Source organism: Bacillus sp. XF8, assembly GCF_017498755.1.
GTDB lineage: Bacteria > Bacillota > Bacilli > Bacillales > Bacillaceae_G > Bacillus_A > Bacillus_A bingmayongensis.
In genome coordinates, this window is record NZ_JAGDQK010000044.1 from 1 (window position 1) to 15,160 (window position 15,160).

Annotated in this window: 15 protein-coding genes; 13 read left to right on the plus strand and 2 right to left on the minus strand. The window is 33.6% G+C overall.

The window, feature by feature from the left end; translation table 11 throughout:
- Positions 1-345 precede the first annotated feature (345 nt).
- Positions 346-621: a DUF1292 domain-containing protein gene (locus J4P91_RS23770; protein WP_207996045.1), complete on the minus strand. Its 276-nt coding sequence runs from the start codon at positions 619-621 to the stop codon at positions 346-348.
- A 613-nt stretch (positions 622-1,234) separates the two neighbouring features.
- Between J4P91_RS23770 and J4P91_RS23775 the strand changes: the two genes are divergently transcribed.
- The 5 genes from J4P91_RS23775 (at position 1,235) to J4P91_RS23795 (ending at position 5,871) form a co-directional block, all read left to right on the plus strand.
- Positions 1,235-1,729 carry a transglycosylase SLT domain-containing protein gene (locus J4P91_RS23775; RefSeq protein ID WP_207996046.1) on the plus strand — a complete coding sequence of 165 codons (495 nt, stop codon included), beginning with the start codon at positions 1,235-1,237 and terminating at the stop codon, positions 1,727-1,729.
- Positions 1,730-1,838: 109 nt separating this feature from the next.
- Entirely contained in the window at positions 1,839-3,635 is a 1,797-nt protein-coding gene (locus J4P91_RS23780) for a Xaa-Pro dipeptidyl-peptidase (RefSeq protein ID WP_207996047.1), read from the plus strand.
- A 181-nt stretch (positions 3,636-3,816) separates the two neighbouring features.
- Complete coding sequence (locus tag J4P91_RS23785) at positions 3,817-4,047, plus strand: hypothetical protein (protein WP_003198034.1); 231 nt, start codon at positions 3,817-3,819, stop codon at positions 4,045-4,047.
- A 704-nt stretch (positions 4,048-4,751) separates the two neighbouring features.
- Positions 4,752-5,225: an ankyrin repeat domain-containing protein gene (locus tag J4P91_RS23790; RefSeq protein WP_207996048.1), complete on the plus strand. Its 474-nt coding sequence runs from the start codon at positions 4,752-4,754 to the stop codon at positions 5,223-5,225.
- 46 nt (positions 5,226-5,271) lie between these two features.
- Positions 5,272-5,871 (plus strand): DJ-1/PfpI family protein, encoded by a 600-nt coding sequence (locus tag J4P91_RS23795; protein WP_207996049.1) that lies wholly within the window; start codon positions 5,272-5,274, stop codon positions 5,869-5,871.
- A 76-nt stretch (positions 5,872-5,947) separates the two neighbouring features.
- Here J4P91_RS23795 and J4P91_RS23800 read toward each other — a convergent pair whose 3' ends face one another.
- Positions 5,948-6,874 carry an aldo/keto reductase gene (locus J4P91_RS23800; protein WP_207996050.1) on the minus strand — a complete coding sequence of 309 codons (927 nt, stop codon included), beginning with the start codon at positions 6,872-6,874 and terminating at the stop codon, positions 5,948-5,950.
- Between the two features lie 288 nt (positions 6,875-7,162).
- Between J4P91_RS23800 and J4P91_RS23805 the strand changes: the two genes are divergently transcribed.
- The 8 genes from J4P91_RS23805 to J4P91_RS23840 all read left to right on the plus strand — a co-directional run bounded on the left by J4P91_RS23805 (position 7,163) and on the right by J4P91_RS23840 (position 14,998).
- Positions 7,163-7,519: an FtsB family cell division protein gene (locus tag J4P91_RS23805; protein ID WP_207996051.1), complete on the plus strand. Its 357-nt coding sequence runs from the start codon at positions 7,163-7,165 to the stop codon at positions 7,517-7,519.
- Positions 7,520-7,699: 180 nt separating this feature from the next.
- The gene (locus J4P91_RS23810) at positions 7,700-8,452 is read left to right on the plus strand and encodes a serine hydrolase (protein ID WP_207996052.1); all 753 of its coding nucleotides are present in this window, start codon (positions 7,700-7,702) and stop codon (positions 8,450-8,452) included.
- 129 nt (positions 8,453-8,581) lie between these two features.
- Complete coding sequence (locus tag J4P91_RS23815) at positions 8,582-8,908, plus strand: DUF3870 domain-containing protein (protein ID WP_207996053.1); 327 nt, start codon at positions 8,582-8,584, stop codon at positions 8,906-8,908.
- Positions 8,909-8,975: 67 nt separating this feature from the next.
- Positions 8,976-10,025 (plus strand): dipeptide epimerase, encoded by a 1,050-nt coding sequence (locus tag J4P91_RS23820; protein ID WP_207996054.1) that lies wholly within the window; start codon positions 8,976-8,978, stop codon positions 10,023-10,025.
- Positions 10,026-10,103: 78 nt separating this feature from the next.
- Entirely contained in the window at positions 10,104-11,105 is a 1,002-nt protein-coding gene (locus J4P91_RS23825; protein WP_207996055.1) for a C40 family peptidase, read from the plus strand.
- Positions 11,106-11,144: 39 nt separating this feature from the next.
- The gene (locus J4P91_RS23830; protein ID WP_207996056.1) at positions 11,145-12,767 is read left to right on the plus strand and encodes a peptide ABC transporter substrate-binding protein; all 1,623 of its coding nucleotides are present in this window, start codon (positions 11,145-11,147) and stop codon (positions 12,765-12,767) included.
- Positions 12,768-13,423: 656 nt separating this feature from the next.
- Positions 13,424-13,582: a hypothetical protein gene (locus J4P91_RS23835; protein ID WP_207996057.1), complete on the plus strand. Its 159-nt coding sequence runs from the start codon at positions 13,424-13,426 to the stop codon at positions 13,580-13,582.
- A 75-nt stretch (positions 13,583-13,657) separates the two neighbouring features.
- Positions 13,658-14,998, plus strand: coding sequence for an amino acid permease (locus tag J4P91_RS23840; RefSeq protein ID WP_207996058.1), 1,341 nt, complete (start codon positions 13,658-13,660; stop codon positions 14,996-14,998).
- Positions 14,999-15,160: the final 162 nt, after the last annotated feature.

Here is a 15,160-nt window from a genome sequence, read left to right on the forward strand (position 1 = left end):
ATTGAGCCCTGTGGAATACAGAATCCAATCCTTATTAGCTGCTTAGAATATTTGTCTAACTTTTTGGGTTCACTTCACTAACCATTAATGAAAGTTGTTTTTTTCATTTAAATTATCTTTATTGATGTAGCGACTAATCCCACTGCTTAATAGTCGGTACCTGCTATATATTAGATTAAACTTTTATAATGCTTTCAGAACAAAACGTGATGTCTTTTATGGCAAACAAGTTTATTTTTATCGTTTTAGGGTATTTACTTTTCTTAGGTTGATGGGCATGGGGCGGTACCCCTATATACAAAAACAGAGGGCAGATATGCATCCCCCTCTTGTGTCCAACCAATATTATTCTTGCTCGTCCATAATTTTCTCAAACGCAGCAGATACTTTTTCAAATTCCTCGTCACTCTCAATGTATGAGAATTCATTATCTTCTTCTACTTTTAAAAAGAAGATATCAATGTCTTCCTCTGTTTCCGTTTGAATGTCTTCTACAAAGCCAACAGCAATGTATTCTGCTCCTTCGACATTCATCGTTCCGAGCACTTCAACTTCCTGCTCCTCATTACTCTCATCGCTAAGGGTAAAAATTTCGCCTACTTCAATTTCTGACATATTCATTCTCCTCCTGTTATACTCTAAAAAATAGAACGTTTAAATCGTATACTTACTAGTATATCTTTCCATAAAAAATCAAATTAATGCGCAAAGAACAACAATTTCTTGCTGCTTCAGCGTAAGAATCCAACTAAAAGGACATCATCTGTGAGTATGAATGAATACATTTTGGGTTCTCGTCACATGCCCATTAACTTAAGAAATGGTTTGCACCAAAAACGAAAAAATGAGTTGAACTCTCATAAATAACTGTAAAATAATAAAATTTTCGTTTTGGGGACATTTCAAAATATTAGCTTGATGGGCATGTGGCGGTACACATAAGTAGCAGGAAATCAAGATCCACTTAACAGAAAAAATATATAAACTATTATCTTACTCGATTCATACACAGTTTATCTTAACTGTACATGAATACTGCCAGTATATTTACCAGTTCATCGTCGTTTGGATTTATGCTCCTATATTGAATATAGTATCCTCTTCGAATTATAGTACGTTTAACAAAAGTCAGCTCTTTTTATTCTTTAATTACATTCTGTCAAATAGATGTCACATGCCCATTTTATAGTAGGGGTATACAGGATTAAACATACACAATATAGGGGATGAATCTATGAAACAATTATTAAAATATATAGTAGTAATTTGCACGTTGACACTTTTATGCTATGCAGCTTATATGAAGCATGAAAAACAAAAGGAAATTGAAAATAATAAATTAGTAATTTGTGAAGTCTCAAAACAGTACGGTATACCAGAATGGATTCTACTTACAATTGCCGATCATGAAACAAAATTTAATCGAAAAGCTGTTGGAGATAATGGGACATCCTTTGGCTTATTTCAGTTACATCGGTGGGGATTAGCACCTGCGCAACTAACAGAAGAGAATTTAAAAGACGCAAAAACGAATGCGACAATAGCAACCTCGCATATGGTGAGTTCCTATAAACGTGGAGTAAACAAAGGATTAACAGAATTAGCGCTTTTGAAATATGTGGCCAATACATCAGGATGGCCTGGGAATTTAGGAGAAGATTGGACAGATAATAATACGAAATACAACGTAGGATTAGAGCAATCTTATGAATTATATAAGAAAGGTTAAAATAAAATCTTACAAATTTCTCAAGTTTTCACCTGTTTATAAACTGAACTTTCTGTTATTTCATTGTATAGTGAAAAGAGTAATAGAAAAATATAAGGGGGGAAGGAGCTTGAAGAAAAAACAGTTTGTAATTGCGCTTTCAGCAATGTTTTCATTAACACTTACATCAGGTATCTCTAGTGTTACTGTACATGCAGAACAAAAAGAAGAGAATTCAAAGAAAGTTAGTTTACCGTTTAACGGGAAAGTACCAGAAACATTAGCTCAATCAACAAAGATTGAGTTGGAAAATGGAATGACGAAGCCAATTTATTCAATTGATGAGGCGATTGTAGAAAATGTATTTGTAGAAACTGAGATTGATAGTGACCGAGATGGGAAAAAGGATCGTGTATCGATAAAGGTAATGCGACCGAAAACAGAACCGGGTGTGAAGATTCCCGTTATTTATGAAATGAGTCCTTACCGTTCGGGAATAAAAGACGTACCAGTTTATAATGTAGATGAAGAATTACACCCTACCGGAGGCAAACCTTATGCAGGGCCAGCTAATCTCGGTTCATACGGAAATTACTATGTTCCTCGTGGATATGCCGTTATTTTAGGAGAAAGCATTGGCACCGGGAAATCAGATGGATGCCCAACAACTGGTGACGAACAAGAAATTCTTGGTACAAAATCTGTCATAGATTGGGTAAATGGAAGAACAAAAGCATTCACAGAAGATGGTAAGGAAATAAAGGCGGATTGGTCTACAGGAAATGTTGGTATGACAGGTGTTTCCTATAATGGTACATTGCCGAATGCGGTTGCAACAACAGGGGTTGAAGGATTAAAAACAATTATTCCGATTGCAGCAATTAGTAGCTGGTATGATTATTACCGTGCAAATGGGGCAGTTGTTGCACCAGGTGGTTACCAAGGTGAAGATGCAGATAATATGGCCGAAGCAGTATTAACAAGAGAGAATCCTGTCATTTGTAAAAAAATTACAAAAGAGCTAACTGATGGACAAGACCGAAAAACAGGAGATTATAATGATTTTTGGGATAAACGTAACTACGTGAAGGATGCCCAAAATATAAAAGCGAGTGTATTTGTTGTACATGGCTTAAATGATTGGAATGTAAAGACAAAACAGTTTGCAGAGTGGTGGAAAGCTCTTGGAGAAAATAATGTTCCGCGTAAAATGTGGTTACATCAAGGAGGACATGGCGGAACATCTAGTAATAACTGGCAGCAAACGCAAAATAAATGGTTCGATTATTGGTTATATGGAATTGAAAACGGGATAATGAATGAACCGATGGTAGATGTACAACGAGAAAATAAAGCGTGGCAAAAATTAAAAAATTGGCCAGACCCTGCAGCAGTTCCGTCTAAAATACGTATGCTTTTAAGTAATAAAGCAGTAGATTTACCACTTAGAATGGGCGCGGTGCAACAAGTATCCTCATTATTAGATGATGCAAAAATAAAATCGAATCAATTGGTAGCAACTCCAGAATTAGAATCACCAAATCGGTTAGTATACGTAATGCCTAAGCTAGAAAAAGAAATGCGAATAAGCGGTACACCGAAAATTTCATTTAAGGGGAATATTGATCGTCCAGTTTCAAATTTAACGGCGCTACTTGTTGATTATGGTGGTGCGAAGCCAGAAATTGTTACGAGAGGATGGATGGATCCGCAAAACTTGAATGGGGAAAAACAATCAACGCCAATTATCCCAGGAAAAGATTACACACTTACATGGGACATGCAGCCAGATGATTATGTATTCCAAGCAGGCCATCAAATAGGAGTCGTATTAATTGCAAGTGATTACGACTATACAATTCGTCCAAAAGCAGGGACGAAACTTACAGTAAAATTAAGTGAATTAACATTACCAATTGTAAAATAGAAGGAAGCCTCCGAATTCGGAGGCTTTTTTTGTACTGAAAAAAGTAGGAGTTTAAAGGAATACTATATTTCTCTAGTATAAATCTTATATTATTTTGAAATAATATAAGATTTATTATATAATATTTTCGTATTAATAATGGATAATCATGATTTTTAAAATGAGGAGAATGGTAATATCTATGAAAGATGTAGATTTTATACTAGAAAGTGACGAAACATTAAAGCCATCTGAACGATTAGTATTATTACTATTAGAAAAACATAGAATTTTATATACAAATGATCTGCTGGCACTATCTAATTTATCATATAAAACATTAACGGATTCATTAACGGAGCTCGTAGTAAAATCATACGTATTAAAAGAAACGGGAAAGGGAAGAAGGCAAAATTGCTATAGGTTAATGTAGGAATTATTGTATCTATAAAAGAATATAAATTTAATCTTTTTCAAATAAAATATAAAAATCATTTTCAGATTTCATTTGAAAAATAAAATTTGATCAGGTACCTATTAACGATTATTTTTATATTAAAACCAGTTAATCATTTTCGCATTTACAAAAAATAGATACGAAATAAAAAAATAAAGTGTAACAAATTCACTAGGGTACGGAGATTTTTTGTTTAGTGCAAAATAAAAATACATAGTATTGCAACCAAAAAGTACACACACGGTTTTACATGAAGAGGCAAGTATGATAGTCTCTTAGGCAATGCCAAATGCTTGTCATTGCAGCGTTATTGGCGTGTGAATCATGCTTGTAGAGGCTCCATGTCAAACCAATATTGCTCTGCATTTTTCGTTGCAATTGTCTGCACTTTTGTTTTGCAGAAAACAGATTTTTTATTTTCATATAAATACAGCAGTGTGTTTTATGGAAAATACAAAAATATATTTTGATTAAATCCTAAACGGTTCATTCTAAAAATGAACCGTTGTTTATTATAAAAATATTTTTTATAGGATAACAAATTAAGAATTAATGAAAACAAAATAGTTATCATAATATTGTTATGTAAACTAAATTGGGTTAAAAAGGAATTTTCTATATTTGATAGAATTATTTCATAGTTAGAAAATGAAACAATTTTATGAAAGAGGGAGATAACGATGAATCCAATTGTAGCAATTACAAATGCTGTAATGAAGGGAGAACAGGAGAATGTAGTTGCATTAATAAATGAAGATCAAAATCTTGTGCATTCTTATAGTGAAGATGGTTGGACGCCTCTTCATTTAGCTGCTTATTTTGGTCATAAAGAAATTGCAAATTTTCTTCTGAAAAAGGGTGCCAATTTACATATAAAAGCGAAGAATCGAAATGAAAATACACCTCTTCAAGCAGCAATTGCAAACAAGAAAATTGAAATGGCTACATTTTTAATAGGGCAAGGAGCGGATGTCAATGCTGTACAGAGCGGCGGTTGGACAGGACTTCATGAGGCGGTATTATTAGGTGATGAAGAGATTGTAGCATTACTTATTGAAAACGGAGCCGATAAAAGTATTAAGAAAAATGATGGTAAAACAGCGTATGATATCGCATTAGAAAAGGGACATCAGCACCTTCTACACCTTGTATAAAGGGAATCAAAATAAAAAATTCATATTTACAAAAGGAAGCGATTATATGATAAACCATTGGAACGTGGGGATTTTTTTATTTAATGAAGTAGAAGTATTAGACTTTGCGGGGCCATTTGAAGTTTTTTCAGTTACAACAGAAATGAATGGAGTTCATTCGTTCACTGTTCATACAGTCAGCCAAGATGGAAATATGATTACAGCAAGAAATGGATTAAAAGTGCAACCGGATTTTAGTATTAAAGATTTACCACCAGTTGATATTTTAATAATTCCGGGTGGATTAGGTGCTAGAGAATATGGAATGAAAAATGAGATTATTATAAATTGGATCAGGCAGCAAATGAAAGAAGTAAAATTAATGGCTTCTGTATGTACTGGAGCATTACTTCTTGCGAAAGCGGGTTTACTTGATTCAAGAAAGGCGACAACACATTGGGCAAGTATTGAAAGATTTCGAGATGAATTTCCAAATGTAGAAGTATTAGAGAATGTAAAGTTCGTTGATGAAGGGCATATTATAACATCTGCGGGGATTTCTGCTGGAATTAATATGTCATTTCATATAGTAAAAAATTTATTAGGTATAGAAATCGCAGAAACAACGGCAAAAAGAATGGAGTATGATATTAAGCTTCGTAATTAGTTTTATATTAAAGTTGTTTCATATAATGTAATAAAAAAAAGATCAGTGACAATGAATTGCTACTGATCTTCTTCATTTAGAGCTCTCGTATATATGTTAACTCTTCTTCTAATAGAAGTGGTCGTACAGAAGCAGCGGTATTTTCGGTTGCTTGATTAGCTGTTTTTGCTCCAGGGATAGCAACAGATACAGCGGGGTGCGAGAGTACATAACGAAGAGCCAATTGTCCTAAAGTTCGTTTAGAATTTGAAAGGGACCTCAATTGTTCAACCTTTTGTAAATCATCTTGAAACCATGTTTCTTTTGGCCAATCTTGTCGTAAATCACCATCAGGGAATGTTGTTTGCTCTGTAAACTTTCCAGTTAGTATCCCCATTTTTAATGGTCCACGAATGACAGTTCCTAAGTTTTGTTCTTGTAAGTAAGGTAATATATCATTTTCAGGTGTCCGGTTCAGTATGCTGTAGTCAAGTTGTACAACATCAATTTCCCCATCTTTATTAAAGTTTTTAATATATTGTAAATCATGTGTAGAAACACCGACAGCTTTAACTTTTCCATCCCGTTTTAAAGTGTCAAATGCGCGAAGGAACGCTTCGGTTTCTTCTTTTTTGTCCCACCAAATATGACAAAAATAAACATCAATGTAATCGGTTTGCAGGCGAAGTAAACTAGTTTCGAATACTGCAATGACTTTTTCTGCTGTGTCGTAGACAGGTTCTCCATTAGGATCGTAGTGATGACCAATTAAACCTCCCTTTGTAGAAAGAACAATATCATTTCGATGTTCTTTTATTGCTTGTGCCACTAATTTTTCACTATGACCTAAACCATATACATCAGCAGTATCAATAAAATTCACTCCGTATTCAATTGCCTTTTTCATTGCTGCGATAGAATGTTTGTCATTTACAGGACCCCATTCATCACCACCAATTGCCCAAGCGCCAAATCCGATTTCAGAAACAGTTAAACCGGTTTTTCCTAATGTGCGGTAATGCATCTCTTTTTCTCCTCCTCCTAAGAAATCCCTAATAAATTATTCAGTGAAAACGCGAATGTGTTTGAGAGATAATTTTGCTTAGATTGGATTAAAAACATAAAACACTAATTTATAGCACAAAACATAAAATTTTCATCTGAAATATAGAGATGTCGTCGAAAGATATCTCTAATTGGTTAATTTATGAGATTTTTTTATAGAGGAGCTTATTTTACGAGAAGAGAATTTAGATTAGTAAGAGTAGATGCCTGTGGGAGTGAAATAAAATGGGTTAGGGGGATTTAAAACATGAGGAAACTCAAGAAAGTAAATGTTCCTAATACACCACACCAGCAAACACAGTCTAATGAATATCGAGTTATGAATAAGAAAAAGTTGCGTCGGTTTATTGTAGTTTTTATTTTTATTTTTTCAGCCACTTTTTATGTTCAATATATCCTTACTAAGCAACAAGAAATGATCGTAAAAAAGCGAGACACGATTAATAATCAGCAAAAGCAATTAATTTCTTTAGAAAAAGATTCACGTTATTTAAAGAGCGAAGTTAAAAATTTGACAGATAATGAAGAAGAAATTTTAAAATTTGCGAGAAAAGAGTATCAATTCTCTAAGCCGAATGAAACTATATTTGTATTACCTAAGTAGATAAGCAGTGCTGAAAAGGAAAACGTCTGTTTAAAAAACAGTTAGCAAATTGAACAGCACCTCCAATTGTTAGACACAACCTAACAATTGGAGGTGCTGTTTTTTTTGACTGCTTTTAAGGGGAAGTGTGTCATAATTGAACAGTTGTAGGTGATATAATTTTCAAAAAGGAGGGGTTATATGAAAAAAGCGAACTTTATATATGAACTAGAAAAACGAATTGAAAGTATAAACGGAGATGTAAGCGTCATGATACAAGGGGAAATTGTGTATCGATACAACGAACAATTTGTGCATCCATCAGCTAGCCTTATTAAGTTACCTATTCTTTCATGTGCTATAGAAAACATGAAGGATGGAGCCTTAAATCCATATGAACTAATTCCTGTTTCATCTCTAAAAAAAGCTGGAGGAAGTGGTATTGTTGCTTCGTTACATACACCCAATATAACGATACAAGATCTCATTACATTGATGATTGCAGTTTCTGATAACGCTGCGACAAATTGGCTTATAAATAAGTTAAAAATGAATCACATTCAAAAACATATTGATTCACTGCAGCTAAATGGAACGAAACTACAACGATATATGATGCAAGCACATAAAGAAACGGGAAAGGATAATTTTACAACAGCTGAAGATATTGTATCTCTACTAATGCATTATGAAAACGAAGAACAATTTTATAACCCACTTGAGAAGCAACAATTTACCTATAAATTATGTGGGAAGTTAGAAGGAATTGAGGGATTAGAACTAGCAAGTAAAACAGGAGAACTGCAAACTGTTACACATGATGCGGCACGATTGAAAATAAATAACCAAACGGTATATATAGCTGTTTTAAGTTCAAATGTTGAATGTGTAAGTTATACAAATTATATATTTTCAGAGATTGGGCATTTAATTGTACAATATCTACTAAAATAAATATTGTTAAAATTCTGTCAATTGTATATAATATGTAGTAAGAGGATACATTCCTTAACTAACGATGAGTCTTCAGCTTATTCGCCTGTTAAGAAAACCGTTATTCTTGTATAAGAAAGGAAGATTTATGTGTACGCTTCTAATACGATTTATATCGTAGGGGACGCAAAAGCACCTCAAAACAATCCAATTACAGAAAAATTTAAAAGCTACTTTGTTGCATTTGTTGTGGAAAAAGATACAGGGAAAATTGTGGATGCGGATTGTTCAGCAACTATTTCATTAACTGCCCAATTTGTAAAACATTTATTTCTACATAGAAATATAAATGACGCGCAATTAGTAGAAGAAATTAAAAATCGTTATTTCGGATCATCTCAAAAAGCATTGCTTGTAGCATTAAAGGATGCACAAAAAAAATATAATCAAATTGCTGCTTTGTCTACACATTCATAGACAAAATCCAGCCATAAGATCCATTCTTATGGCTGGATTTTTTTATTGGACAGAAAGGATGAATGAAATGAAAATCATGGATCTAACCGTAAAACGTCGCTATATCAAGCTTCATACACCATTTAAAACAGCTTTGCGAACTGTAACCGAAATTGAAAGTATTGCTGTTTTTATTCACACAGATGAAGGGATTGTAGGAAAAGGCGCTGGGGCTGCGACTCCGGTTATTACCGGGGATTTTGCGAGTGGAATGGAAGAAGCTATTTTAGGACCAATCCGCTCTGTATTAATCGGGAAAGATTTGCAGCAATTTCAAATATTGTTGTTACAGATTCAAATGAGCTGTGTAGGAAATACGAGTGCGAAGGCAGCAGTAGATATTGCTTTATATGATGTGTATTGTCAGTTTCATAATGTTCCGTTATATGCGTTATTAGGTGGAAAGAAAGAGATTCAAACAGACATTACAGTAAGTGTTGATGAACCTTTATTAATGGCGAAAGAAGCAAAAAAACATGTGGAAAAAGGATTTTCCACATTGAAAATTAAAGTTGGTAAATCAACAGATTTAGATTTAAAACGCATTGAAGCAATCAGAAATATTGTACCAAAGGATGTTACTTTACGATTAGATGCAAATCAAGGCTGGAGTCCGAAAGAAGCAGTGTCGATTATTCGAGAAATGGAACATAGGAATTTAAATATAGAATTTGTGGAACAGCCCGTTCATGCGAAAGATTGGGAAGGGATGAAATATGTAAAAGATCATGTGCAAACACCAATTATGGCTGACGAAAGTGTTTTCTCAGCGCAGGACGCTTTAAAGCTTGTTCAAGGTCAATACGCGGATTTATTAAATATTAAATTAATGAAATGTGGCGGGATACGAGAAGCATGGAAGATTGCCGATATTGCCGGTGCTGCCGGTGTAAAGTGTATGGTTGGTAGCATGATGGAATCATCGCTTTCTGTGGCAGCAATTGCACACGTAGCAGCCGCTCATCCAAATATTCACTACTTTGACCTGGATGCTCCTTTATGGTTAATGGAAGAGCCGAGCGGAATCACATATAACGGACCAAAGGTAAACCTGCATCATGCAGTGAATATAAAATAAAGTTTCAGTGGAAATGTTGTCTTAGAAGTCACGTTCTGTTTGAACAGGGAGAAATATTAATAGAAGGAGGATGTGTTTATGAAAAAACTCACTACTGTGTTTTTTAGTTGTTTATTAGTATTTTCATCTTTTTCTGTTGCGAATGCTGAAGAGGTAAAAAGTAATCAAGCGTATGTAGATGTGGCGGCTGCAACATTATGGACTGGTCCAAATTTGCTTCGCCCAATTGATGAGCCAAGTGCGACGAATCCTGTTGATCTATGGAAATGGACGAAATCGATGACGCTCGATGAAAAGCTTTGGTTAACAAGTACAAATAAATTAGAAACGCAAGCTTTATTGGGGCAGGAAGTAACAATCATTGATCGGCAAGGTGAATGGGCAAAAGTAGTTGTTCATGGTCAGCCAACGCCAAGAAATGAAGCGGGTTATCCAGGATGGATGCCAGTGAAACAGCTAACCTATAATCAAGAATTTGCAAAGAAAAAGGAGCAACCATTCGTTCTTATTACAAAACCGACAGCTATTTTATACATTAATCCATCTGATAAATATAAATCTTTAGAGGTTAGTTATAATACACGCTTACCACTAATAAGTGAAGATAGTATGTCGTATCGTGTATTATTACCAAACGGAAAAAAAGCATGGTTACGGAAAAATGATGGAAAGGTTTATAAATCGCAAAATGACATTCCTGTTCCAACGGGTGATGATTTAGTGAATACTGGGAAGTTATTTTTAGGATTGCCGTATATTTGGGCTGGAACAAGTGGTTTTGGCTTTGATTGTTCTGGTTTTACACATACAATTTACAAATCGCATGGTATTACAATCCCACGTGACTCTGGTCCACAATCAAAAGCAGGTATTGCTGTTGAAAGAGAAAACTTACAAAAAGGTGATTTATTATTTTTTGCTTACAATCAAGGAAAAGGAAGTGTTCATCACGTAGGAATGTATATAGGGGATGGGAAAATGATACATTCTCCAAATGCAGCGAAAACAGTTGAAATTATACCAGTAGATACACCAGGTTACATTGAAGAATATGCAGGTGCACGTCGTTATTTACCTTAATAAAAATAGATTAATAGAAAAATAAAAGGGGGTTTTTGAATGAAAAAGGTTGTTCGTTTTTCATTAGTTAGTACGTTACTTCTTTCTTCATTTTTAGCTGGTTGTGGAAATGAAAAGACTACTACAAAACCAAAAGAAGAGAAGAAAGTATTGCAGTTAACAGAGACAGGAGAAATTCCATCATTAAATTCCTTAAAAGTAACAGACGCTGTTTCATTTAACGTATTAAATAACGTAATGGAAGGATTATTTAGACTTTCAAAAAACGATGAAATCATTCCTGGAATTGCCCAAAAGCATGAGATTAGTAAAGATGGGAAAACATATACATTTTATTTGCGTGATGCGAAATGGTCTAACGGTGATCCTGTAACAGCTCATGATTTTGTATATGCTTGGAAGCAACTTGTTAATCCAGAAACGGGCTCTGAATATGCATATATCATGTATGACGTGAAAAATGCAGAAAAAATAAACAAGAAGCAAATCGGATTGGATGAATTAGGAGTAAAGGCTCAAGATGATAAAACGTTTACTGTAGAGTTAGAACATCCTGTCCCTTATTTTACAAAATTACTTTGTTTACCATCCTTTTATCCAATTAATGAGAAGTATATGAAAAAACAAGGAGATAAATATGGTTTAGAAGCGAATAAGACGCTATATAATGGACCATTTACATTATCAGAATGGAAGCATGAAGCGAGTTTTACTATGAAGAAAAACGATCAATATTGGGATGAAAAAGAAGTGAAGTTAGATGAAGTAAACTACCAAATTGTTAAAGAAATTTCGACGGTAGTAAATTTATATCAAACAGATAAAATTGATCGTGCTGTTATTTCAACAGAATTTGTTGATAAATATAAAAACGATAAGGAATTGAAACAGTATACAGATCCTGTGATGTATTTCTTCCGCTTTAATGAAAATGTCCCAATTCTTAAAAATAAAAATGCCCGCCTTGCACTAAGTATGGCTTTTGATAAAAAGGGACTAGCAACTTCATTTTTAAATGATGGATCAGTACCTGCAAATTACTATGTTCCAAATGGCTTTTTAAAAGGGCCGGATAAAAAAGATTTCAGGGAGACTGGGGCAGAGTTTAATAAAACGAATGTGAACAAGGCAAAGGAATATTGGGAAAAAGCTAAACAAGAAACAGGAACAAATGAAGTTACGTTAGAAATGCTAAACTATGATTTAGAAAACTTTAAAAAAGTAGGAGAATATATTAAAGAACAATTAGAGAAGAACTTACCAGGATTGACGATAAATGTGAAACTACAACCACACTCTCAAAAACTAGCGTTAGAGAAAAAGAAAGAATATGAAATGTCATTATCACGTTGGTTGCCGGATTATCCAGATCCGATGACTTACTTAGAAGTCTTTATTTCAGAAAGTGGTGTCAATAATACTGGTTATGCAAATCCAGAATATGATGCATTAATTAAAAAGACAAAAATGGAGCTAGGAAATGATGAAAAGGCACGCTGGAAAGCGATGCAAGATGCAGAAAAAATGTTGCTTGATGATGCGGTAATTGCACCAGTGTTCCAGCGCGGATTATCTTACTTGCAAAAACCATATGTTACAGATTTATATGTACATCAATTTGGACCTGCAACTAGCTTGAAATGGGCGGATGTGAAAAAATAAAATAGAATACAAAAAACAGACTGTACTTGAACAACAGTCTGTTTTTTGTATGTAAAGGTATCTTCAAAATTAAAAACTTCCTTTTAAACATTTAATTATGTTTGATTAAAAATAAAGTCTTTTAACATTAAACCATATAACTAAATGTTATTCTGTATTTTGTAGGGAGAAATATTAAGCTTCTTTTATCAATTTATATGGAATAACTTTTTCAAAAGTTTAGATTAAATTTACTCAATTTTAGGTTATACATTTTTTATACAGAGTAGCATCTACAAAATGAGAACTTATTACAATGAATTAATAGGTTGATAATGATCCTTTAGTTTGTACATACTATACCAAATAGGAAGTTTATTTGAAAATCAATATCATTGTTAATTAGATGACTCATTCAAATGTTAATTATTGGAATGGAGTATCTCCTCAGACACCTATTTGCTATGTGGTTTTTAAATAAACAATAGAGTTTAACTTTGTTTTATTCGATCTTAAGAATGACTTTTAAATCAAGATGGGACAGAAATTTCGAATAGGAGATCTAACTATGGGGAACTTATCTATGTGTCAACATTTATTTTATGAAATGTATAGAGATGGAAATGGACGATTTATAAAATTTCTTTGGTTAATTGAAATAGTAAGGAGTGAAATGAATGAAGTATGAAGCAATATATACTGTTGAAGTTTCCGTAGGTAGTGAATTAGTAGTAAAGCACGATATTAAGGCTCAAGGTATTGAAGAAGTCATTAGAGAACTTTCAAAAAAATATTCAGATAGAGATGAAAATTTGTTGGATAATATGGAGAGATAAGGACTTTGTATAAAAAATACAATGCTTTTGAAATATGAGGGTAGAATGAATAGGCTTTTTCAAGGAGGATAAAGAATGACATGTCACGATAGTGAAAACCGGATAGAAGAGCAGAAAGATTTAAAATGGTGGCAGCTATCGCTTATTGGGATTGGTTGTACAATAGGAACTGGCTTTTTTTTAGGATCAAGCATAGGAATTAAGCTAGGTGGACCTTCAATTGTATTCATGCTTATTTTGTCAGGATTTACCACGTATATTGTATTTGAGGCTTTAGCAAAAATGACAATAGCAGATCCACAAAAAGGTTCCTTTCGTACATACTCTCGAAAAGCATTCGGACATTGGGCAGGATTTTGTCATGGATGGACATACTGGTCCTCAGAACTATTAATCATGGGTAGTCAATTAAGTGCATTAGGGATATTTTCTCGATATTGGTTTCCTAATATCCCTCTTTGGATATTTATTTCTATTTATGGGGTAGCTGCTTTAGTGGTCATTTTCATTGGTATTAAAGCTTTTGAACGTTTGGAAAATTGGATTGCAATAATAAAGGTCATAGCCATTATAGGATTTATAATAATAGCAATCATGGTCATCTTTGGAGTGATTCATGGTGGTTTTCATAAACCACAGTTTCCTAAAAATATAAAAGAACTTTCCCCAAAAGGTTTACAAGGTTCTTGGTCCTCTCTTATTTATGCTTTTTATGCATTTGGTGGTATTGAAATTATGGGTTTGATGGCAACAAGGCTTAAAGAGCCTAAAGATTCAACTAAGTCAGGTAAGGTAATGTTGTTACTCTTAACAATTATTTATATATTATCTATAGGGTTAGCTATAATTATAGTTCCACTTCATTATTTTAATATGAAAGAGAGCCCATTTGTAGTCGCTTTACAGGACTACAATTTACCGTACATTCCATTCGTTTTCAATATAATCTTAATTTTAGCGGGATTTTCGACATTGGTAGGCTCATTGTTTGCGGTAAATAGTGTATTGATAAATCTAGCTGAAGAAGGAGACGCACCAGCTTTATTTGCAAAAAAAGGGAAAAGAAATATCTCTTTCCCGGCTTTAATACTTATAGTAATAGGACTAGGAGCTTCTATTATTACAGCCTTATTGCTTCCTAAAAGTATATATGAGTACATAACAACCGCGGCTAGTTTAATGCTGTTGTATACTTGGGTTTTAATTCTTCTTTCTTTTAGGAAGTTAATGGATCCTAAAGGTTGGGAGCATCTCAAAAACATAATAGGTCTAACAATTATTGCATTGGCTATAAGCGGAACAATATTTCAAAAAAAAATTCGGTTAGGTTTTTTGGTCAGTTTTTTGTTCCTAGGTATTATCATAGGAGTGACAGTTATTATGCATTTTTTATGGAAGAAGAAGGAAACTGTCTAGTATGAAAGAAATAACAAGAAAAGATTTTGAATTTTGCAACTGTGGTGATCGATCCTCCATTCCAAAGTAATGATTTTATTGAAGGAAATTTATAAGTTAAGAGAGCATAGTTATACTCAAATGTTACGTTTCATACATATGTATCGATTCTTTATGATTTAA

What these genes read in the sequence shown, in the direction of transcription:
- J4P91_RS23810 (WP_207996052.1), top strand. Translation starts at nt 7,700, where the DNA reads ATGAAAAAAGCGAACTTTATATATGAACTAGAAAAACGAATTGAAAGT.
- J4P91_RS23775 (WP_207996046.1), top strand. Translation starts at nt 1,235, where the DNA reads ATGAAACAATTATTAAAATATATAGTAGTAATTTGCACGTTGACACTT.
- J4P91_RS23805 (WP_207996051.1), top strand. Translation starts at nt 7,163, where the DNA reads ATGAGGAAACTCAAGAAAGTAAATGTTCCTAATACACCACACCAGCAA.
- J4P91_RS23790 (WP_207996048.1), top strand. Translation starts at nt 4,752, where the DNA reads ATGAATCCAATTGTAGCAATTACAAATGCTGTAATGAAGGGAGAACAG.
- J4P91_RS23830 (WP_207996056.1), top strand. Translation starts at nt 11,145, where the DNA reads ATGAAAAAGGTTGTTCGTTTTTCATTAGTTAGTACGTTACTTCTTTCT.
- J4P91_RS23820 (WP_207996054.1), top strand. Translation starts at nt 8,976, where the DNA reads ATGAAAATCATGGATCTAACCGTAAAACGTCGCTATATCAAGCTTCAT.
- J4P91_RS23795 (WP_207996049.1), top strand. Translation starts at nt 5,272, where the DNA reads ATGATAAACCATTGGAACGTGGGGATTTTTTTATTTAATGAAGTAGAA.
- J4P91_RS23800 (WP_207996050.1), bottom strand. Translation starts at nt 6,874, where the DNA reads ATGCATTACCGCACATTAGGAAAAACCGGTTTAACTGTTTCTGAAATC.
- J4P91_RS23840 (WP_207996058.1), top strand. Translation starts at nt 13,658, where the DNA reads ATGACATGTCACGATAGTGAAAACCGGATAGAAGAGCAGAAAGATTTA.
- J4P91_RS23835 (WP_207996057.1), top strand. Translation starts at nt 13,424, where the DNA reads ATGAAGTATGAAGCAATATATACTGTTGAAGTTTCCGTAGGTAGTGAA.
- J4P91_RS23770 (WP_207996045.1), bottom strand. Translation starts at nt 621, where the DNA reads ATGAATATGTCAGAAATTGAAGTAGGCGAAATTTTTACCCTTAGCGAT.
- J4P91_RS23785 (WP_003198034.1), top strand. Translation starts at nt 3,817, where the DNA reads ATGAAAGATGTAGATTTTATACTAGAAAGTGACGAAACATTAAAGCCA.
- J4P91_RS23825 (WP_207996055.1), top strand. Translation starts at nt 10,104, where the DNA reads ATGAAAAAACTCACTACTGTGTTTTTTAGTTGTTTATTAGTATTTTCA.